Consider the following 20,516-nt stretch of genomic DNA (forward strand, 5'->3'; position numbering starts at 1 on the left):
TGGGCACCTCTGACGACGGCCGGGTCAACATCACCGACGGCGCCAAGGTCGCAGCGGTGCGGGCGTTGCTGGACAGGGCCTGATACAGGCCGTGCGGCGGCATGGTGCTCTGTTTTGCTCCCTTCTCCCCTTGCGGGAGAAGGGGTGGGGATGAGGGGGCCGATGTGAGGCGTCTCCCACCGGCGGGCAATTGAGGGGCGTCTTGGCAGCACGGTGCAAAAAAGTCTGTTATCATCCCGTCTCTTTTACCATCAGGACCCGGAGCAACCTCTCAATGTCCCAATACGACTCTATCGAACAGAAGGCCAGCTACGGCATCGGCCGCAACATGGGCGACCAACTGGCTCAGCAAGCCTTCGCCGGTCTGGATATCCCGGCCCTGCAACAAGGTCTGGCAGATGCCCTGAACGGCCTGGAGTTCGCGGTCAGCCGTGACGATATCAACGATGCCTTCCAGGTCATCACCGCCCGCATGCAGGAAGAGCAGGAAGCTGCCGCCAAGGCCGCTGCCGCCGAAGGCGAAGCCTTCCTGGCCGACAACGCCAAGCGCGCCGAAGTGAAGACCACCGACTCCGGTCTGCAATATGAAGTCATGGTCGAAGGCAATGGCGCCGTGCCGGTTGCCGGTCAGTCCGTGCGCGTGCACTACCACGGTACCTTCACCCACGGTGGCGTGTTCGACAGCTCCGTTGCGCGCGGCCAACCGGCCGAGTTCCCGGTGACCGGCGTGATCGCCGGTTGGGTGGAAGCGCTGCAGATGATGCCGGTTGGCTCCAAGTGGAAGCTCTACATTCCGCAGGATCTGGCCTACGGTGCCCGTGGCGCCGGCTCCATCCCGCCGTACTCCGCTCTGGTCTTCGAAGTGGAGCTGCTGGACATCCTGTGATCCGGCTGGCGTGATGCAAACGGCGACCCTGGGGTCGCCGTTTGTTTTTGGGCCGCCCAAACGGGCCATGTGCCTTCGGCGGGGATTTGGATATAGTCAGAGCGTCGTCCATTCCGGCCATGTGAGGGAGACACGCCATGGCAGCCATCATCGAGGTCGTCGATCTCGTCAAGCACTTCCCCGGCGTCAAGGCGGTGGACGGGCTCAGTTTTGCCATTCCCGCCGGCAGCTGTTTCGGCCTGCTCGGCCCGAACGGGGCGGGCAAGACCACGACCATCGAGCTGCTGGAGGGGATCCTCACTCCGGACAGCGGCCGGATCCTGTTTCACGGCGCCCCGCGCGGCCCGGATTATCGCTCCCGCATCGGCATCCAGTTCCAGCACACGGCGCTACAGGATTTCCTGACGGTGCGCGATACCCTGCGCCTGTTCGCCAGCCTCTACCCCAATCCCTTGCCACGGGAGCTGCTCATCGATCTGTGCGCCTTGGGCGAGTTCATCGACAGGGACAGTCGCAAGCTCTCGGGGGGCCAGCGTCAGCGCCTGCTGCTGGCCCTGGCCCTGCTCGGGGATCCCGAACTGCTGTTTCTGGATGAGCCCACCACAGGACTGGATCCCCAGGCGCGCCACCACTTCTGGCAGCGAATAGAGGCGATCAAAGCCCAGGGCAAGACGGTGGTGCTCACCACCCACTACATGGACGAAGCGCAGCAGCTGTGCGATCTGATTGCCATCGTCGATCACGGCCACCTGCTCAGTCTGGATACGCCGGCTGCCTTGCTGGCGCAACACTTCGACGGCGTACTGGTGCGCCTTGGGGGTCACCCGGCCCTGGCTGGGCTCGGTTATCCCCTGCGTCCGGTCGGCGATCAGGTGGAGCTCTGTTGCCCCGACGTGGCGACCCTGTTGCCAGCCTTGCTGGATCTTGGTGTGCCGCTCACCGGCATGCAGGTGCGTTCCCCCAATCTGGAGGATCTCTTCCTGAACCTGACCGGCCACAGCCTGCGGAGCGGCGCATGAGAGGGATGACCGAGTTCTGTCTGACCGTGGCCCCCGTGCTGCGGTACGCCTTGCCGACATCCAATCCCGGGAGTGGACGATGAAGGGATCCCTCAAGCGCATCGGGGCGCTCTTCTATGCCCGCACCCTCGAGTTCGTACGCGATCGCGCGGCCCTGGTGTGGAACCTGCTTTTCCCGCTCCTGCTGGTCATCGGCTTCTCCCTCATCTTCTCCGGCCCGCCCAAACCGCTGGTGCAGATCGGGGTGGTGGGGGAACTACCCGCAACCTATGCCCCGCTGCGCGCCGTGCCGCTGCTCAAGATCATCCCCTATGACGAGGCGTCAAGAGGCCAGCTCAAGGTCCGTCACCATCAGCTAGACCTGCTGCTCTCACCCGCCGGGGGGCGTTACTGGATAAACCCGGACGCTCCTCAGGGGGCCATGGCCGAGTATCTGCTGCGCCAGGCGGTGCAGGTGCCCTTGCAAAGAGAGACCCTGAGCGGGCGCGCCATCCGCTACGGCGACTGGCTGCTGCCCGGGGTGATCGGCATGAACCTGATGTTCTCCGGCCTGTTCGGGGTCGGGTTTGTCATCGTGCGTTATCGCAAGAACGGGGTGCTGAAACGGCTGCGAGCCACGCCGCTCGGCGCGCTGGAGTTTCTCTTCGCCCAGTTGCTGTCACGGGTGCTGATCACCCTGGTGGTGAGCCTGCTGGTCTTCTGCGCGGCCTACTGGCTGCTGGATGTGCCCCTCATCGGGTCGGGGTGGCTGCTGCTGGTGATCGCCCTGGCGGGAGGAACGGCCATGGCCTCCCTTGGCCTGCTCATCGCCGCTCGCCTGCAGAACGAGGAGCTGGCGAGCGGTTTGCTCAATCTCATCAGCTTGCCCATGATGTTTTTATCCGGTGTCTGGTTCTCGCTGGAAGGCGCGCCCGCCTGGCTGCAGCAGCTTGCGGCCAGGCTGCCCCTCAGCCAGATCATCGAAGCAGCCCGCGCCGTGATGCTGGAAGGGGCGGGATGGCAGGAGGTGGCAGGCCCTCTGGGCCAGGTCATGGTGTTCGCCCTGGTGTGCATCTCGCTGGGAACCATGCTGTTCAAATGGAGTGCAAAATGAAACCTGTTCTGTGGTTGTTGCTGGTGGCCGCCTTGCCTGTGCAGGCAGGTACCCTGCGTTGCAAGAACGCCTTGCTGACCGAGGGAGACACCACGGCAGAGCTGCTGGTTCGCTGCGGCCAGCCGATGCTCAAGGAAGATCTCACCCGCTTCGAGGAGAACGGCTTCGGGGCGAGAGTGACGGTCAAGTATGCCGAGCGCTGGACCTACAACTTCGGCAAGCGGGAATTCATGCAGTTTGTCACCGTCGAAAACGGCGTCATCACCGACATTGCGGATGGTCCACGGGGAGGATGACCTCCTGGTTTTCTGAAGCCCAGCCTGCGGGAGATGAGGTCGCCATTTCCCCGCCTTTTAGCTCCTGTTTATTTGCTTTTCCCTGCCTGTTCTCGCCATTTTTCCATATGGGGTCATGCTGCCTCACTCTGGTGCTTTTGGCATAAAACCGAATCTGATGAGTCAGTTGTCAGCAGAAATGGCTGCCCCAATGCGGTGCAGCCGATTTATTTTCGAAAAATAATCCTCATGCCAAGAAGGGTTTTAAGCAGCAGGCTATTTGGCAAATAAGGGTCTACTTTTGATTCTGAGAGTGCATATTCCCCCGTTCAGATATTTTGTTCTGTTGCACCATGGTTGGGCCGGATTGCACCGATTGACAGGTTTTTCTGCGGCTGGATAAGCTGCCAAAAAGCAGGGAAACGATGGCATCTCGCTAGATTTTGATGCCTGTTCGAATCAAACCACAGGGAAGAGTGACATGAAGCAGATACACAAGGCAGGTATGGTGATGGCGCTGTCGCTGATGGCAGCCAATGCGTGGGCGGACGGTACGCTGGATGCCGTCAAGAAGAAGGGATTCGTGCAGTGCGGGGTCGGTGACGGCCTGCCCGGGTTCTCCAACCCGGATGCCAAGGGAACCTGGACCGGGCTCGACGTGGACGTGTGCCGCGCCGTGGCCGCCGCCGTGCTGGGGGACGCCAGCAAGGTCAAGTATGTCTCCCTCACCGCCAAGGAGCGCTTTACCGCCCTGCAGTCCGGGGAGGTGGATCTGCTCTCGCGCAACACCACCTGGACCCTGACCCGGGATGGGTCGCTGGGCCTCACGTTCGCCGGGGTGAACTACTACGACGGGCAGGGGTTCCTGGTCAAGCAGTCCCTCGGGGTAAAGAGCGCCAAGGAGCTTGACGGTGCCGCCGTCTGCATCCAGTCCGGCACCACTACCGAGCTCAACCTGGCCGACTATTTCCGCGCCAATGGCGGCATGAAGTACACCCCAGTGGTGTTCGATACCTCGGATCAGACCGTCAAGGGCTTCGAAGCTGGCCGCTGTGACGTGCTGACCTCGGATCAGTCCCAGCTCTATGCCCTCAAGATCAAGCTCACCAAGCCAGAGGAAGCCGTGGTGCTGCCGGAGGTCATCTCCAAGGAGCCGCTGGGCCCAGCTGTGCGTCAGGGTGACGATCAGTGGTTCAAGGTGGTGCGCTGGAGCCTCAACGCCATGCTCAATGCCGAGGAGGCCGGGGTCACCAGTGCCAACGTGGACGAGATGCTCAAGTCCACCAACCCTGACATCCGTCGCCTGCTGGGGCTGGAAGAGCCCAAAGGGACTGTGCTGGGGCTGGATGACAAATGGGCCTACAACATCGTCAAACAGGTCGGCAACTACGGTGAATCCTTCGATCGCAACGTCGGTGCCGGCTCCCCCCTCAAGATTGATCGCGGCATCAATGCCCTCTGGAACAAGGGCGGTCTGATGTACGCGCCACCCATCCGCTGAGTCGACAGTCACCGGGGGGCCTGGCCCCCCATGTTATCCCTGGCTTTGTCGGAGTCATCCTCATGGCGTTACACGCATCAAACCATAGGAAAGAACAGGGCCGCTGGTGGTATGACGCCAAGGTGCGGGCGCTGCTCTTCCAGTGCCTGGCCATCGCGGCGGTTATCGGGTTTCTGTTCTACATCGTCAACAATGCCCTGACCAATCTGGCCACCCGTGGTATCACCACAGGCTTTGATTTTCTGGGCAACACGGCCGGTTTCGGCATCTTGCAGAGCCTCATCCCCTACGACGAGACCTATACCTTCGGTCGCACCTTCGTGGTGGGTCTGCTCAACACCCTGCTGGTCTCCGTGCTCGGCATCCTGTTTGCCACCCTGCTCGGGTTCGCACTCGGGGTCGCGCGCCTGTCGCGCAACTGGCTGGTGGCCAAGATAGCGGCCGTCTACATAGAGACGTTTCGCAACATCCCGCTGCTGCTGCAGATCTTCTTCTGGTACTTCTCGGTGCTGCGTACCCTGCCTTCCCCGCGTCAGAGCGTGGATATAGGCGGGCTCGCCTTCCTCAACGTGCGGGGCTTCTATCTGCCCAAGCCCCTGTTCGAAGAGGGATTCGGCTACGTGCTCTGGGCACTGGTGCTCGCGGTGCTGCTGAGCTGGGGGCTGGGCCGCTGGGCTCGCCGCCGTCAGGCCCTGACCGGCAGGATCTTCCCGTTCTGGCGCTGTGTGGCCGCCCTGGTCATGCTGCTCCCGGGCATCACCTTCCTGCTGGCGGGCAGCCCGCTCAGCTGGAGCGTGCCTGCGCTGCAGGGGTTCAACTTCCGGGGCGGGCTGACGGTGCTGCCGGAGCTCGCGGCCCTCTTGCTGGCGCTCACCATCTATACGGCGGCCTTCATCGCCGAGATAGTGCGATCCGGCATCCTGGCCATCAGCAAGGGGCAGACGGAGGCGGCTTCCGCCCTCGGGCTCTCGCCCACCAAGACGCTGCGGCTGGTGATCATTCCCCAGGCCATGCGGGTCATCATTCCTCCCTTGACCAGCCAGTATCTGAACCTCACCAAGAACTCCTCCCTGGCGACCGCCATCGGCTACCCGGATCTGGTCTCGGTGTTCATGGGGACGACTCTCAACCAGACAGGGCAGGCCATCGAGGTCATCGCCATGACCATGGGGGTCTATCTCGTCATCAGTATCACCACCTCGGTGCTGATGAACATCTACAACCGCAGAATGACGCTGGTTGAGCGCTAGGGAGCTGTCATGTTCGTGAATGAATTGCAGGAGGCGCTGCCGCCTCCCAACCACCGTCGGGGGCCGCTCGCCTGGATCAGGCAGAACCTCTTCCCCAACTGGTGGAACGGCCTGCTGACCCTGGTGCTGGCCTATCTGTTGCTGCCACTCATCTGGTCTGCACTGGACTGGGCGCTGTTCTCGGCCACCTGGCAGGGGAGCAGCCGCGAGGCCTGCGTCCAGGGCGGTGCCTGCTGGATCTTCATCGAGAGCCGGCTGGGGCAGTATCTCTATGGCTTCTACCCGGCTGATCAGTACTGGCGCATCAACCTGACCTTCGCCGGTCTGGCGGCGCTGCTGGCCCTGCTCATCTGGCCAAAGACCCCGCGCAAGGGGTGGCTGGCGCTCTTCACCCTGCTGGTGTTCCCTGTCATCGCCTTCTTCCTCATCCATGGGGGAGCGGGGCTGGAGGTGGTGGAAACGAACCGCTGGGGCGGGCTGATGCTCACCCTGGTGCTGGCGGTGGTGGGCATAGTCGTAGCACTGCCGTTCGGCATCCTGCTGGCACTGGGGCGTCGCTCCCACATGCCGGTCATCTCCAGCCTCTGTACCGTCTACATCGAGTTCTGGCGGGCGGTGCCGCTCATTACTGTGCTCTTCATGGCGTCCGTCATGCTGCCACTGTTCATGAGTACCGAGGTGGAGCTCGACAAGCTGCTGCGGGCGCTCATCGGCATCATCCTGTTCCAGGCGGCCTATGTGGCCGAGGTGGTGAGAGGGGGGCTGCAGGCGATCCCCAAGGGGCAATATGAGGCGGGGGATGCCCTCGGGCTCTCCTACTGGAAGGTGATGGGCCTCATCATCATGCCCCAGGCCCTCAAGATCACCATTCCTTCCCTGGTGAACACCTTTATTTCCCTGTTCAAGGACACCAGCCTGGTGCTGATCATCGGGCTGTTCGATCTGCTGGCCATCTCCAAGGTGGCCCTGGCGGATCCGGCCTGGCTGGGGTATTCCACCGAAGCTTATGTCTTTATCGCCATGATCTTCTGGATGTTCTGTTTTGGCATGTCCCGCTACTCCATCTATCTGGAGCGCAAACTCAACACGGGCCACAAGCATTAGGAGTCGTTCTGATATGAAAACGGACGCAGTTGTCGAACTGAAAGAGGTCAACAAGTGGTACGGTGAGTTTCACGTGCTGCGCAACATCAACCTGCAGGTGGGCAGAGGGGAGAAGATCGTCATCTGCGGACCATCGGGGTCGGGCAAGTCCACCATGATCCGCTGCATCAACCGGCTGGAAGAGCACCAGAGCGGAGACATCCTGGTCAAGGGCACGGCCCTGACCTCGGATCTCAAGAACATCGAGACGGTGCGCCGGGAGGTGGGCATGGTGTTCCAGCACTTCAACCTCTTCCCCCATCTGACCGTGCTGGAGAACTGTTGCCTGGCGCCCATCTGGGTCAAGCAGTTGCCGCGCAAGGAGGCCGAGGAGATCGCCATGAACTTCCTGCGCCGGGTGCGGATCCCCGAACAGGCGCTCAAGTATCCGGGGCAGCTCTCCGGTGGCCAGCAGCAGCGGGTCGCCATCGCCCGCAGTCTGTGCATGAATCCCCAGGTCATGCTGTTTGACGAGCCGACGTCTGCGCTGGATCCCGAGATGGTGCGGGAGGTGCTGGATGTGATGGTGGAGCTGGCCCACGAGGGGATGACCATGCTCTGCGTCACCCACGAGATGGGGTTTGCCAAGCAGGTGGCGGACAGGGTGATCTTCATGGACCGGGGGCAAATCATCGAAGAGAACGTGCCGGATCAGTTCTTTGACAACCCCCAGTCCGATCGGACCAAGCTCTTCCTCTCCCAGATCCTGCAGCACTGAGGCAGGGCACAACCTTCAGAAAAACAGCCCGCACGCTCGAATGAGCGGCGGGCAAATGTGTACATGGAAGTCGACGACAGACAGAAAGGAGTATGTCAGCCCGGCAACAGGGTGGTGGTGCGCAGATCGCGCACGGCCAGGTTGATCTGCCGGGCCAGGCTCAGCGCCTGATGACAGCTCAACGGCTTCACATCGATGATCCCCCCTTGAAACTCAAACCGCCCCAGTGCTTCAACCATGAAACTTCCATGATGGAAGCTCTTGATATATCGAGCAATTCGACGGGGAGACCACTGCTTGAACACCTTCATGGCAAGAGACCCTGTTGTTTGGACAGAGCACACTATGCCGACGGACCGTGACACTGATGTGACACTTGATAAAGATTTGTATGAATCTGTCTTGTGATCGACTGGCGTGCAGCCCCGGCGTTGAAAAAGTAGTGAGAGTCCGGGTCCGGGGCCCGATATACTGCGGCCATTGCAGAGATGACAAAGGTGCCGCACGTGGAGTGGGTGGACATAGTAGACGAGCAGGACAGGGTGATCGGGGTGGCCAAGCGCGCCAGGGTGCGTCAGGAAAACCTGCGCCATCGTGCCAGCTACATCCTGGTGCTGGATGAGGCTGAGCGCATCCTGGTGCAGCGGCGTACCCCGAGCAAGGATTTTTGCCCCGGCATGCTGGATGCCTGCGCCGGTGGCGTGGTGACCACGGGGGAGGCCATGGCCCTTTCCGCCCGGCGTGAGCTGGCCGAGGAGCTGGGGATCCGCGACGTGCCCCTGCAGGATTACGGCACCTTCTATGCCGAAGGGGAGGCGAGCGGCAGCCGCTACCGGGTCTGGGGCGGCCTGTTCAGTTGTCACTATCAGGGGCCGCTGCAACTGCAGGCCGAAGAGGTGAGCGAGGTGCACTGGATGAGCCTGGGCGAGATAGCCGATCGGGCGGGCGAGTTCACGCCCGACTCCCTGCTCGCCATCGCCACCTGGCAGGCAAGGCGCCTGCCAGGTGGCCAGAAATAGGGGCGACAGGCGTTCGCTCCCCGATCGCTTTGTTGCTGCTCGATGGACCCCTTCGCCTTCTGGTGGAATGGGGTAGACTGGGCCTCTTTGAACCACAGAAGGATGCGTCATCATGATCACGGTCGGTCAATCCCTGCCCGCAGGGGAATTTACCTTTATCACCGCCGAGGGCAAGCAGGTGAAGGATACCCGGGCCCTGTTTGCCGACAAGCGGGTGGTGCTCTTTGCGGTGCCCGGCGCCTTCACCCCCACCTGCTCCAACGCTCACCTGCCGGGCTACGTGGTGCTGGCCGATCAGTTCAGGGCCAAGGGGGTGGAACTGTGCTGTCTGTCGGTCAACGACGCCTTCGTGATGAAGGCGTGGCAAGAGGCCCAGAACGCCTCTGCCATCACCATGCTGGCGGACGGCGACGGCAGCTGGACTCGGGCACTGGGTCTGGCCAAGGAGACCGGGGCCTTCGGCGGCGTGCGGGCCCAGCGTTTTGCCCTCATCGCCAACGATGGTGTGGTGGAGCGGCTCTTCGTGGAGGCGCCGGGCAAGTTCGAGGTGTCGGATGCCCAGAGCCTGCTGGCGGCGCTGTGAAAGATTAATCGGTGTTTGATTACACCTTGAAATAGCAAGCGGCCCCGTTACACTGAGGCCGCGTTTGGATGGAGCCAGGCAACTTGCCTGGCTCTCGTGTTTGCCGTGGATGAGATAGAACAATATGACCCTGGCTTTTGTTGCCCTGATTGCCGGACTGGCGTTGCTGGTCTGGAGTGCCGACAAGTTCGTGGACGGCGCCGCCGCCACCGCCCGTTACGCCGGTATGCCGCCGCTGCTGATCGGCATGGTGATCATCGGTTTTGGTACCTCGGCCCCCGAGATGGTGGTCTCCGCGCTGGCGGCCTCCCAGGGCAATCCCGGGCTCGCGCTCGGCAATGCCTATGGCTCCAACATCACCAATATTGCCCTGATCCTGGGTCTGACCGCCCTGATCAGCCCCATCGCCGTCGCCTCCCAGGTGGTGCGCAAGGAGATCCCCATCCTGCTCGGCATCACCCTGCTCTCCGGCGCCCTGCTCATCGACGGCAATCTGGGCCGGATGGATGCCGCCATTCTGGGGGCCGTGTTCGCAGTGCTGATGGGCTGGTCCATCTGGGCCGGCATGAACGGCAAGGGGGATGCGCTGGATACGGATACCGAGGAGGACATCGTCTCCGAGGGTATGTCTCTCAAGAGCGCCATCCTCTGGCTCATCGTCGGCCTGGTGCTGCTGATCGGGGCTTCCCGTCTGCTGGTGTGGGGGGCGGTGACCATCGCCCAGGGCTTTGGCATCAGCGATCTGGTGATTGGCCTGACCATAGTCGCGGTGGGGACCTCCCTGCCGGAGCTGGCATCGTCCCTCATCGCCATCCGCAAGAACGAGCACGATCTGGCCCTTGGCAACGTGCTGGGTTCCAACCTGTTCAACACCCTGGCCGTGGTGGGCATCGCCGCCGGCATCCACCCGCTCGAGGTGGCGCCCGAAGTGCTTTCCCGCGACTGGAGCATCATGATGGGGCTGACCCTGTTGCTGCTGGTGATGTGTCTGGGCCGCAAGGGGCAGGGGCGCATCAACCGGCTGGAGGGGGGCGTGCTGCTCGCCTGCTTCGTCGCCTACACCGGCTGGCTGCTGACGAGCCAGTTCATCTAGTCTGACGATGAAATGAAAGAGGGGACGCCGCGGCGTCCCCTCTTTTTTGTGCGCGGGGCCTGGTCTCAGGCCACGGCAACCAGCTTCTGCTTCTGGGCGCTGTCCAGGATCAGGATGCTCGCCTTGGGGAAGAAGTTGAAGGTGGACGCGGAGGCCCAGGTGTAGGCCCCCATCACCCGACCCACCACCAGCTCGCCGATCTCGAGATCCGGCAGCATGATGCTGTCGCGGATGACGTCCACGCTGTCGCAGGTGGGGCCGGAGAGCACCGCATTGTGCAGTTCGCCGTGGGCATAGGGCGTGCTCACCGGGTAGGTGACGTGGTCGTAGAGCTGGCCGTTGTAGCTGCCGTAGAGACCGTCATCCAGGTAGTACCAGATCTTGTCGCCGCGGTGGGCCTTGCCCATCACGCTGGAGACCGAGGTCATGGCCGGCGCGCTGATGAAGCGGCCCGGCTCGGCAATCTTCTGTACCGTGGCGGGCAGCTTGGCCAGGGCCTCGCGGATCGGGGCGCAGAAACCGTCGATGTCGAACTCGCCGCCGTCATAGTCCACCGGAAAGCCGCCGCCGATGTCCAGCACCCAGGGCTTGAGCCCGAGCTCCCAGGCCTGCTCCATGATCTCGCGGCAGGCGTCGATGGCCTGCACGTGGCGGCGGGCGTGGGGCACCTGGGAGCCGACGTGGAACGACAGCCCCATCACCTTGATCCCCTTGGCCTGGGCCAGTTGCAGCAACGGCAGTGCCTGCTCCGGGGTGCAGCCGAACTTCTTGGAAAGATCGACCTTGGTCTCGGGGTTCGGGAAGCTGACCCGCAGCAGCAGTTTCACTTCATCCTTGTAGGGCAGGAACTTTTCCAGCTCCAGCGGGTTGTCATAGACAAACACGGTGCAGCCGAATTCCAGGGCATAACGGATGTCGCTGTCACGCTTGATGGGATGGGTATGGATGCAGCGTCCCGGGCGAACCCCTTGGCTGCGCACCAGATCCACTTCGCCATTGGTGGCCAGATCGAAACAGGCCCCCTCTTCCTTCAAGACAGAGACCACCGCCTCGTGGGGCAGGGGCTTGAGTGCATAATGCAAGCGCACATCGGGCAGGGCGGCCGCCAGGGCCCGATACTGTTTGCGGACGGCTGCCTTGTCGAGCAGCAGCAGGGGGGAGCCGAATTGTTCAACCAACTGACGGTAATCTTGTGCGACCAGGGTCTCGTTCATTCTCTTTTGATAGTCCTTAGGGGGCGTGATATGCCCAAGCCATATGCGATTGAACCGGCGACGGCCGGCTCAGGCGAGCGGTCCGGAGGGACCCACCAGGCACATTGCATAACTCCCTTGCAAAGTGCTTAGTTATGCGCGGGATTATCGGCTTATTGAGTTTGTGTGCAAGCATTTTGATTGGATATGTCGGCAAGTTTTTCTGGTCGAGACGAAACAGGCTCTTGATACGGGGAGCGATCAGGGCCGTGATGGGGAGCTCCTCCGAAGGGAGCTTGATAAGCTGTTGATAGTTAACGAACTAATAACATCAGGCCCGGGGGTTGCGGCCAGGTAAAAAGGGGGCGCCGGGGCCAGGGAGTGCGAGACAGCTCACATTTTTTGGATTACCATGCCCGCTTCCTGATCCAAACTAGTTCGGATGAAGGTAGCAGGAGAGCGATGGGCAACCATCCACCGAAGAAGTGAATCTTTCAGGTACCGGGCAACCGGTGTGGACTGCTACTGGACGATACTCTGGAGAGACCCGTTGAATCGGGCGCCGAAGGAGCAAGGTACCGTGATTGCATCGCAATCTGGCGCCGGAAACTCTCAGGCAAAAGGACAGAGGGGATGGGATGGTTGTACCTGGGCTTGGCCCGCATCCGATCGCCTCTGGCCGATCGCGACACCTATGGGAAGATCATCCTTCTCCTCCTTAATCGTTGTTTTTTAAGGAGGATGCATGTCATCAATTCAATCGGCGCTCGCCGCCATCGATAGCTTTATCTGGGGTCCCCCCCTGCTGATCCTGCTGGTCGGGACCGGTATCTATCTCACCTGGCGATTGGGTCTGCTTCAGATCGTGCGTTTGCCGCTGGCCCTCAAGCTGGTCTTTGGCCGCGATCAGGGGCAGGGCAAGCAAGGGGATGTCTCCAGCTTTGGTGCCCTGTGCACCGCCCTCTCCGCCACCATCGGCACCGGCAACATCGTCGGGGTCGCCACCGCCATCAAGCTCGGCGGCCCGGGCGCCCTGTTCTGGATGTGGATGGCCGCCCTGTTCGGCATGGCCACCAAGTACGCCGAGTGCCTGCTGGCGGTGAAATATCGCCAGCAGGACGCCAACGGCCAGATGGCGGGTGGCCCCATGTACTATCTGGAGAAGGGGCTCGGCTCCAGGCCGCTCGCCAAGCTGTTTGCCCTGTTCGGCATCGGCGTCGCCTTCTTCGGCATCGGCACCTTCCCCCAGGTCAACGCCATCTCGGATGCCATGAGCCTCTCCTTCTCGGTGCCCCGTGAAGTGACCGCCGTGGTGCTGACCCTGATCGTGGCGCTGGTGACCCTGGGGGGTATCCAGTCCATCTCCAGTGTGTCCAGCAAGGTGGTGCCCTTCATGGCCATCTTCTACATCGTCGCCTGTGCCGGGGTGCTGGTGAACAATGCAGGCGCCCTGCCCGATGCGGTCATGCTGGTGATCGGGAGCGCCTTCACCGGCCATGCGGCCACCGGCGGTTTCGTCGGCGCCGGCATCATGCTGGCGATCCAGTCCGGGGTGGCGCGCGGGGTCTTCTCCAACGAGTCGGGCCTGGGTTCGGCCCCCATCGCGGCGGCGGCGGCCAAGACCGATTCCTGCGTGGAGCAGGGGCTGGTCTCCATGACCGGTACCTTCATCGACACCCTCATCATCTGCACCATGACCGGCCTGACGCTGGTGGTGACCGGGGTGTGGAGCGGCGATGCAAGCGGTGCGGCCATGACCAGTCTGGCCTTTGCCCAGGGGCTGGATGCCCATGTGGGCCAGTATCTGGTGAGCATCGGCCTCTTGTTCTTCGCCTTTACCACCATCCTTGGCTGGAACTACTACGGCGAGCGCTGCACCGAGTACCTGTTCGGGGTGAAGGCGATCAAACCCTACCGCCTCATCTATCTGGTGCTGGTGGCGAGCGGTGCCTTCCTCCATCTGGACCTGATCTGGCTCTTGGCCGACATCGTCAACGGCCTGATGGCGGTGCCCAACCTCATCGGCCTCATCGGCCTGCGCCACGTGGTGATTGCCGAGACCCGCGCCTACTTCAGCCGGGACCGGGATACGGAGTCCGAGCCCGAGCCGCAGACGGCCTGATGAGAAGCGGGCCTGCGGGAAGTCCTGTCACCGGGCTCCTGTCCATGGTGTCAACCGGGATCCGGGCTGGGATGGCAAAACCCGGGGCTTGATCCCGGCTCCTCTGACAATATCTGTGCGAAATGCGCAAAAGCCACGACGCTCATCGTGGCTTTTTTGCATTTTACGCAATGAATGGCGGCGCTTGTTGCCCCCAGGGGTCAGGGGGAGGGAATATCTCCGGTGAGCCGCTGCGCCAGCGCTTTGCTCACCCGGCTCACCAGGGCCGCCTCCTCCCCCTGCCAGCCAATGGCGTGGGCCAGGGTGGTGGAGGTGCCCGGAGCAAAGCGCAGCTTGCCCCCGGCCAGTTCGTAGAAGCGGCTCGCCATCCGGGTGCCCTCGTCCACATCCCCCGCCACCAGCAGCATGGCCTGGGCCAGCACGGCGCCGTCGTGATCCCGGCCCGGCGCCAGCCAGCGCTGGGCGGTGCCGGTCACCTTGCGCCCCCCGATCACCAGGTTGTACTGGCCGTCGCAAAACGAGCCGGGCACGAAGTCGTAGCTGCCCGCAAGACCGTACTCCTCCAGCAGGGCGAGCAGGGGCGCCCCCAGCAGTCGGTAGTAGTGGGCCAGATCCGTGGTGGTGCGGGGCAGCATGAGGGAGAGGTTGAGGATGCCGGCGCCGTGGGGCACGGCGGTGCCGCCGCTGTCGCGCACGAACACCGGCCAGCCCTCGGCGGCAAGCTGCTCGCAGGCGGCCTGGTAGCGGGGCAAACGGGTGTCCTTGCGGGTGACGATGAGGCATTGGGGGCCCTGCCAGAGGAGGGCTCTGAGCTCGCCGTCACCGGCGCACTCCCGCAGCCAGCGCTGCTCCTCGGCCAGGATCTGGTCGGGTGTCTGGTGGGCGAGCGGCGGGGGCAGCAGGGTATAAGGCATGAAAGGCATCCTTTGGCAGAGGCTGCCAAGCACAGTACGCGCGGGGGCAAACAAGGTAAAGCCCCGCGTGGCGGGGCTTTGGTGCAAGGATGGCGGAGTGTCAGGCCTGTGCGGCGGCGCGCCTGGGCAGCAGCAGATTGAGCAGGATGGCGGTGAGGCCGCCGGTGGCGACGCCGTAGGAGAGCACGCTCCTGGCCAGCTCCGGCAGGTGTTGCAGCACCTCGGGCACCTGGGCCACTCCGAGACCCATGGCGAGCGACACCGCCAGGATCATCAGGGCGCGGCGGTCCAGCTCCTCGCGGGAGATGATGCGCACCCCGGCGGCGGCGATGGTGCCGAACATGACGATGGTGGCGCCGCCGAGCACGGGTTCAGGTATTTGTTGCACCAGGCTCGCCACCGCCGGGAACAGGCCGAGCAGGGCCAGCATGGCGGCGATGAAGAGGCCGACGTGGCGGCTGGCCACCCCGGTCAGCTGGATGACGCCGTTGTTCTGGGCGAAGGTGGACATGGGGAAGGTGGAGAAGACCGCCGCCAGCATGGAGTTGGCGCCATCGGCCAGCACGCCCCCCTTGATCCGCGCCATGTAGACCGGCCCTTCCAGCGGCTCGCAGGAGATGTCGGAGGTGGCGGTCATGTCGCCGATGGCTTCCAGCGCCGTCACCACGAAGATGATGGCGAGCGGCACGAACAACTGCCAGTCAAAGCCGAGCCCGTAGTGCAGCGGAACAGGGACCATCATCAGGGGGCCGTCGAAGGTGGGAGCAGCCACCTTGCCCAGCAGCAGTGCCACCGCATAGCCCGCCAGCATGGCGATCATGATGGCGGAGAGGCGCAGCCAGGGGTTGCGACTGCGCTGCATCAGCACGATGAGGCCGAGCACCAGCAGGGAGAGAAAGAGGTTGGTGTGACTGGCGAAGCTGCCGTCCGCCAGGGCGCCGTAGCCGCCCCCCATGCTGATGAGCCCTACCTTGATGAGGGTCAGGCCGATGAGCAATACCACGATGCCGGTCACCAGCGGGGTGATGATCCGTTTGACCAGGTGAAGGAAGCGGCTCATGACGACGATGGTGAGGGCCGCTGCCAGCATGGTGCCGAACAGGGTGCCCAGCAGATCGTCGGTGGGCATGGCCGCCTGCTTGAGGGCGAGGCCGGAGGCGATGATGGGACCGAGGAAGTTGAAGCTGGTGCCCTGTACCGAGAGCAGGCCGGAACCGAGGGGGCCGAAACGGCGGGTCTGAACGAAGGAAGCGATGCCGGACATGACCAGGGACATGGAGACGATGTAGCGGGTGTCGTCGGCGGGGAGGCCGAGGGCATTGGCGATGATGAGGGGCGGGGTGATGATGGCGACAAACATGGCGAGCATATGCTGCAGGGCGGCGAACAGGGTCTGGGGCAAGGGTGGGACATCCTCGATGCCGTAGACCAGTTCGCTGTGGGCTCGCCTGGGGGGATGGGCCTCTCGGATGGCGCTTGGGGCGGCAGCCTGTTCCATAAATACCTCGAATGTGTGGGGGGAGGGGAGAAAATTGGGCGCTATTTTAGTGATTGGCATCGCGCTTTCCAGCGCTAATTGAGCGCAAACTCGTTTATTTCCTGATGGGTTGAAACGTTTTCCTGTGGCGATTAAGATCCGCCGGTTTGTGTGAGACCGATCCCTCACAAAGGGGAGGGAGGCTGATGCATCAGGATGGGGACGGTGTAGAATGAGCCCTCGGTTCGAAGATGGAGACTCTGGATGCTGAAGCTGTCGGAGTTCTGGAGTGCCCGCGCCCACTCCGAAGATTTTACCCTGACCCGGATGGGCTTCATGACGGTGCGGCTGCGGCTGCTCACCTGTCTGCTGATGGCGGGGCTCCCGAGCTGGGCCCTGGTGGACTGGCTGACCCTGCCAGCCATCCAGTTCGAGGCGCTGTTCCAGGTCAGGATCTTCTGCCTGCTGGCCCTCTCGCCCCTCATCCCCCTCTCCTATCTCATCCACTTCAAGCGCGAGCGCATGAAGCTGGCGCTGGGCTACCTGATGGCGGTGATGATGCTCTTCTCCCTCATCTGCCTGCACAGCTTCGGCGCGGATCAGGAGATGCAGGCGGGCTACATGGCCTTCCCCTATCTGCTCATCAGCCTGTTCGCCATCTTCCCCATTCCCCTCTCCCTCAGCCTGCAACTGGCGGGGGGCATTCTGGCCACCATGCTGGCGGGCAACTGGTTGCTGGTGGGCCAGCCTCTTTGGAGCGTGCAGACCCTCAATCAGGTCTGGCTGCTGGGGCTCTTTGCCATCGCCAGCGCCTGGGTGCAGTGCGGCCAGCTCAACATGCTGCTGCAACTCTATCGGGAATCCACCACGGACGAGCTGACCGGCATGATGAACCGCCGCCTGCTGATGAAGCAGCTCGAGAAGGCGAGGGCCGCCATGATCCGCAAACAGGCTCCCTTCGCGGTGCTGCTGCTGGATCTGGACCGCTTCAAGCGCATCAACGACACCTTCGGCCATCTGGCGGGGGATGCGGTGCTCAAGGAGGTGGCGGCCACCCTGTCGGAACAACTGGAGCCCGGCATGGTGCTCGGGCGTTACGGCGGGGAGGAGTTTGCCATCCTGTTGCCCGGTTGCACGGATCTGGCACAAGCCAAGCGGGTGGCGGAGCGGCTGCGGGTCGCGGTGGAGGCGAGGTTGGTGAAAAGCCCCACCTCCGACGAGCTGCTGGAGGTGACGGTGAGCATCGGTCTGACCCTGGCCCAGCGTGGCGAGGGGGTGGAGGATCTGCTCAACCGGGCGGACGAGTGCCTCTACATGGCCAAGATGGCGGGTCGCAACTGCGTGGTGGCCGAGGCCGGCAAACCCGCGGGCGATGCAGGGCGCACAAAAACGGATGCCGCCTGAGGGCGGCATCCGGTGATGACGGGGCTGGCGTCAGGCAAGGGTGTATTTGCCGGAGAGCTGCTGGGCCAGCAGCTTGAACATGTTGAACACCGCCATGGTCTTGCCGGTCGGGGTGCCGTCTTCAGCCAGGAAGAACTCCCCCTTGAACACCAGAATGTCCCCCTTCTGCTCCACCGAGTCGGCGCGCATGCCGTGGATGAAGTCCTCGTGTTCACGAATGATCTTGTTGGCCATCTCCAGCAGGGCAGTCTCGGTGATCCGCTCTTTTTGTGGTTGCATGCTCGTCTCCTTAAACGACTACTGGGCAGGGGCACAAGGGGCGGCATGGCCGGCGCACCCCGCCTCTGATTGAAGAGGGGGCCAGCATACTGCAAAGCGGGATTTTCTGTCATTGATATGACCCCGCATTTTCCCGCTTTGCGCTCTTCCCTTATCCCAGCACCAGATTGCGCAGCCAGCGCCGCTGGCGAATGCGGCGCTGCACCAGCAGCACTTTTGAAAGCTCCTCCAGCAGGACCACCGCCACCACCCAGGAGAGGGGCCAGCCCAGCAGGCTGACCGCCACCCAGGCCAGCGGCAGGCCGATGCACCACATGCCGACGATGTCGATGAAGATGCTGTAGTTGACGTCCCCCCCCGAGCGCAGTACCCCGACGATCCCCACCATGTTGAACACCTTGAGCAGCATGCCCAGACACATGATGGCGAGCACCTGGCCGGCCTCAGTCATCAGCTCGCCCGGCAGGTTGCCGACCCATTGCAGCAGGCTGCCCTGCATCAGCCAGACGGCGGTCCCCACCAGCAGGGCGCCGACGGGGGCCAGCAGCAGGAAGAGCTGGGAGTGCTGCCAGGCCTCGTCATACTCCTCTGCCCCGAGCCGGTGACCGAGCAGGGTGGAGCAGGCCACCGCCAGCCCGAAGAAGAGGGAGATGAGGATGCTCTCCAGCGTGCCGAGGGTGGTCATGATGGCCAGGGCGTCGGTGCCGAGGTGCGCGTAGAGGAAGCCGTAGAGCAGCATGCCGAAGGCCCAGAGCCCGTCGTGCAGCAACAGCGGCAGGGCGATCAGGGTGAAGCGCACCACCTCCTTGCGCCTGAAGGCGGCGAGCCAGTCTTGCTTGCGCGGGATGAGACGGGGCTCGGCACGCCACACATAGGCAAGCAGCAGCGCGGTCTGCAGCAGACGCGACAGGGTGGTGCCCCAGGCGGAACCGGCTACTCCCATGGCCTCGGCGCCGAAATGGCCGAAGATGAGGGCATAGTTGAGGATGACGTTGGCGATGATGGCGATGATGCCGATACGGGTCGGCGCCGCGGCATTGCCCACCGAGCGCAGGGCCGACTCCAGGGGCACCACCACGGCGGTGCAGAGGATGGTGGCGCCGGTGATCATCAGGAACTCGTCGGCCAGCTCGCGCAGCGCGGGCTCCTGGCTGGCAAACCCGAGCACGCTGCCCGGTGAGAACACATAGACGAGGGCAAAGGGCAGGCTCACCGCCAGGGCGCCCACCAGGGCCAGGGCCAGGGAGCGGCGCACCCCGGCCATCTCGCCACGGCCGAAATATTGTGCCGCCAACACCGAGACCCCGCCCGAGAGCCCCGCTATCACCAGCAGATTGAAGAAGAAGACCCGGTTGCCCAAGCCGACCGCCGCCACAGCCGTGGTGCCGAGCTGGCTCACCATCATGATGTCGATGAGGCCGAGCAGGGAGAACATCATGGATTGCAGCGAAACCGGCAGGGCCAGTCGCCACAGTCGCGTCATGAACTCGCGATCGGTGGTTTGTTTTAAAATCGCTTGCCAATAATTCATTTATGTTAACCGGGTTGGTAAAAATCAGGGTTTGTCGTGGGTATGATAGGGGTGATATCGGGAGGCTTCACTGTGAGCCTCTCTCGGCTTTCTTGTGCAAAACTATCCTGTTGAGGTGCTATGCCATTTATCAGCGAGTGTCTGGAAATCGCCCCGACCTGCGAAGAGCGGATGCTGGGACGCGAAGGGCTGCCCCTGCTTGGGGAGGCGGGCGTCTTCCTGACCGGCCTCTCGACGATACGGGAGCACTACCTTATCCGCCGCAACCGACCGGAGTTTCACATCCTGATGGTGAGCCATGACGAGGGGGGCGCCCTGCTCACCGATGGCGGGGTGCAGCCCATCCCGGCGGGAGCCCTGGTCTTTCTCCCGGCCGCCGTGCCGGGGGGCCTCAGGCTGGTGGGGGAAGCCTGGCATACCAGTTGGATCCTGCTGGACGACGTGCCGCGCTGGCAGCATCTGCACCGGCTTGGCCATCGCATCTGGCAGGGGGAGGAGGGGGAGCAGCTCTACCACCTGCTCAGCCTGATGCAGGGGGAGGGAATACGTTCGCCGCTCCAGCCCCAGCTGCTGAGCCTGCTGCTGGCGCTCTTGGAGCGGACCCTGCAGGGGGAGGTGCGCGGCACGCCGGAGTTGCGGCTACAGGCGCTGTTTCGGCGGGTGGAGGCACGTCTGGACGAGCCCTGGAGCGTGGCCCTGCTGGCCGACCAGATGGCCTGCTCGGTGCCCCATCTGCACCGGCTCTGCCAGCAGGTGTTCGGCATGGGCCCCATGGCCTGGCTCACCGGACTTCGCATGAACAAGGCGCGCCAGTTGCTGCTCTACACCAACTGGCCGCTGGCCGAGCTGGCGGCCCGGGTCGGATACAGCGACGGCGCCAACTTTGCCAACCGTTTTCGGCGTCTGACGGGTCAGACTCCGGGGGCCTTTCGTCGACTGGGTCGCAAACCTTTCGCAAGGGAGGTGCAAACCCTTTGAAATTGTTGGCTCAAGCCCATAGGATCGACGGGCCACAC

At 63.2% G+C, this 20,516-nt stretch carries 20 protein-coding genes, 1 pseudogene and 1 riboswitch; of the genes and pseudogenes, 15 read left to right on the forward strand and 6 right to left on the reverse strand.

The annotated features are described in order from the left end of the window. From BGO64_RS10995 to BGO64_RS11035, 9 genes and pseudogenes are all read left to right on the forward strand, one after another. Nucleotides 1-83 (forward strand): annotated as a pseudogene (locus BGO64_RS10995) (copper homeostasis protein CutC); the annotation flags it as partial. Between the two features lie 191 nt (nucleotides 84-274). Next, nucleotides 275-886: a BamJ family beta-barrel-assembly machinery protein gene (gene bamJ, locus BGO64_RS11000; RefSeq protein ID WP_010673478.1), complete on the forward strand. Its 612-nt coding sequence runs from the start codon at nucleotides 275-277 to the stop codon at nucleotides 884-886. Between the two features lie 137 nt (nucleotides 887-1,023). Next, on the forward strand, nucleotides 1,024-1,905 hold the full coding sequence (locus BGO64_RS11005; protein ID WP_045523520.1) for an ABC transporter ATP-binding protein: 882 nt from the start codon (nucleotides 1,024-1,026) through the stop codon (nucleotides 1,903-1,905). A gap of 79 nt (nucleotides 1,906-1,984) precedes the next feature. Further along, on the forward strand, nucleotides 1,985-2,998 hold the full coding sequence (locus tag BGO64_RS11010; RefSeq protein WP_042015022.1) for an ABC transporter permease: 1,014 nt from the start codon (nucleotides 1,985-1,987) through the stop codon (nucleotides 2,996-2,998). Continuing rightward, a complete protein-coding gene (locus tag BGO64_RS11015) occupies nucleotides 2,983-3,294 on the forward strand; it encodes a DUF2845 domain-containing protein (protein WP_029313965.1) in 312 nt (103 codons plus the stop codon). Before BGO64_RS11010 ends, BGO64_RS11015 begins: the two co-directional genes overlap by 16 nt. A gap of 460 nt (nucleotides 3,295-3,754) precedes the next feature. Continuing rightward, the gene (locus tag BGO64_RS11020) at nucleotides 3,755-4,774 is read left to right on the forward strand and encodes an amino acid ABC transporter substrate-binding protein (protein ID WP_010673482.1); all 1,020 of its coding nucleotides are present in this window, start codon (nucleotides 3,755-3,757) and stop codon (nucleotides 4,772-4,774) included. Between the two features lie 62 nt (nucleotides 4,775-4,836). Then, entirely contained in the window at nucleotides 4,837-6,024 is a 1,188-nt protein-coding gene (locus BGO64_RS11025; RefSeq protein WP_048208147.1) for an amino acid ABC transporter permease, read from the forward strand. A 9-nt stretch (nucleotides 6,025-6,033) separates the two neighbouring features. Continuing rightward, the gene (locus BGO64_RS11030; RefSeq protein WP_010673484.1) at nucleotides 6,034-7,128 is read left to right on the forward strand and encodes an amino acid ABC transporter permease; all 1,095 of its coding nucleotides are present in this window, start codon (nucleotides 6,034-6,036) and stop codon (nucleotides 7,126-7,128) included. 13 nt (nucleotides 7,129-7,141) lie between these two features. Further along, entirely contained in the window at nucleotides 7,142-7,885 is a 744-nt protein-coding gene (locus tag BGO64_RS11035; protein WP_010673485.1) for an amino acid ABC transporter ATP-binding protein, read from the forward strand. Between the two features lie 95 nt (nucleotides 7,886-7,980). Here the strand turns inward: BGO64_RS11035 and BGO64_RS11040 are convergent, their stop codons facing one another. Beyond that, nucleotides 7,981-8,196 carry a DUF1107 family protein gene (locus BGO64_RS11040; protein WP_010673486.1) on the reverse strand — a complete coding sequence of 72 codons (216 nt, stop codon included), beginning with the start codon at nucleotides 8,194-8,196 and terminating at the stop codon, nucleotides 7,981-7,983. Nucleotides 8,197-8,373: 177 nt separating this feature from the next. Here BGO64_RS11040 and yfcD point away from each other — a divergent pair, with 177 nt between their 5' ends. The 3 genes from yfcD to BGO64_RS11055 all read left to right on the forward strand — a co-directional run bounded on the left by yfcD (nucleotide 8,374) and on the right by BGO64_RS11055 (nucleotide 10,580). Continuing rightward, entirely contained in the window at nucleotides 8,374-8,904 is a 531-nt protein-coding gene (yfcD, locus tag BGO64_RS11045) for an NUDIX hydrolase YfcD (RefSeq protein ID WP_286700663.1), read from the forward strand. Nucleotides 8,905-9,016: 112 nt separating this feature from the next. Continuing rightward, on the forward strand, nucleotides 9,017-9,487 hold the full coding sequence (locus tag BGO64_RS11050) for a peroxiredoxin (RefSeq protein WP_286700664.1): 471 nt from the start codon (nucleotides 9,017-9,019) through the stop codon (nucleotides 9,485-9,487). A 124-nt stretch (nucleotides 9,488-9,611) separates the two neighbouring features. Beyond that, nucleotides 9,612-10,580 carry a calcium/sodium antiporter gene (locus BGO64_RS11055; protein WP_010673489.1) on the forward strand — a complete coding sequence of 323 codons (969 nt, stop codon included), beginning with the start codon at nucleotides 9,612-9,614 and terminating at the stop codon, nucleotides 10,578-10,580. Nucleotides 10,581-10,645: 65 nt separating this feature from the next. Here the strand turns inward: BGO64_RS11055 and BGO64_RS11060 are convergent, their stop codons facing one another. After that, nucleotides 10,646-11,794 carry a type III PLP-dependent enzyme gene (locus BGO64_RS11060; RefSeq protein WP_010673490.1) on the reverse strand — a complete coding sequence of 383 codons (1,149 nt, stop codon included), beginning with the start codon at nucleotides 11,792-11,794 and terminating at the stop codon, nucleotides 10,646-10,648. A 506-nt stretch (nucleotides 11,795-12,300) separates the two neighbouring features. Then, nucleotides 12,301-12,411, forward strand: a riboswitch (glycine riboswitch). A gap of 107 nt (nucleotides 12,412-12,518) precedes the next feature. Between BGO64_RS11060 and BGO64_RS11065 the strand changes: the two genes are divergently transcribed. Further along, on the forward strand, nucleotides 12,519-13,895 hold the full coding sequence (locus tag BGO64_RS11065; protein WP_053288163.1) for an alanine/glycine:cation symporter family protein: 1,377 nt from the start codon (nucleotides 12,519-12,521) through the stop codon (nucleotides 13,893-13,895). A gap of 200 nt (nucleotides 13,896-14,095) precedes the next feature. Here the strand turns inward: BGO64_RS11065 and BGO64_RS11070 are convergent, their stop codons facing one another. Continuing rightward, nucleotides 14,096-14,809 (reverse strand): lipoyl protein ligase domain-containing protein, encoded by a 714-nt coding sequence (locus BGO64_RS11070; protein ID WP_286700665.1) that lies wholly within the window; start codon nucleotides 14,807-14,809, stop codon nucleotides 14,096-14,098. 100 nt (nucleotides 14,810-14,909) lie between these two features. Beyond that, on the reverse strand, nucleotides 14,910-16,307 hold the full coding sequence (locus BGO64_RS11075) for a nucleobase:cation symporter-2 family protein (protein WP_286700666.1): 1,398 nt from the start codon (nucleotides 16,305-16,307) through the stop codon (nucleotides 14,910-14,912). A 243-nt stretch (nucleotides 16,308-16,550) separates the two neighbouring features. On the opposite strand from BGO64_RS11075, the gene BGO64_RS11080 reads away from it, so the two are divergent. Then, nucleotides 16,551-17,690 carry a GGDEF domain-containing protein gene (locus BGO64_RS11080; protein WP_010673494.1) on the forward strand — a complete coding sequence of 380 codons (1,140 nt, stop codon included), beginning with the start codon at nucleotides 16,551-16,553 and terminating at the stop codon, nucleotides 17,688-17,690. A 30-nt stretch (nucleotides 17,691-17,720) separates the two neighbouring features. Here BGO64_RS11080 and BGO64_RS11085 read toward each other — a convergent pair whose 3' ends face one another. After that, entirely contained in the window at nucleotides 17,721-17,969 is a 249-nt protein-coding gene (locus tag BGO64_RS11085) for a YciN family protein (protein ID WP_010673495.1), read from the reverse strand. 151 nt (nucleotides 17,970-18,120) lie between these two features. Then, nucleotides 18,121-19,500 carry an MATE family efflux transporter gene (locus BGO64_RS11090; RefSeq protein ID WP_042015012.1) on the reverse strand — a complete coding sequence of 460 codons (1,380 nt, stop codon included), beginning with the start codon at nucleotides 19,498-19,500 and terminating at the stop codon, nucleotides 18,121-18,123. Between the two features lie 120 nt (nucleotides 19,501-19,620). Here BGO64_RS11090 and BGO64_RS11095 point away from each other — a divergent pair, with 120 nt between their 5' ends. Next, the gene (locus BGO64_RS11095; RefSeq protein WP_286700667.1) at nucleotides 19,621-20,478 is read left to right on the forward strand and encodes a helix-turn-helix transcriptional regulator; all 858 of its coding nucleotides are present in this window, start codon (nucleotides 19,621-19,623) and stop codon (nucleotides 20,476-20,478) included. The last annotated feature ends 38 nt before the right edge of the window (nucleotides 20,479-20,516 follow it).

It is taken from the genome of Aeromonas sp. 62-46 (assembly GCF_001898585.1).
GTDB classification, from domain to species: Bacteria; Pseudomonadota; Gammaproteobacteria; order Enterobacterales; family Aeromonadaceae; genus Aeromonas; species Aeromonas caviae.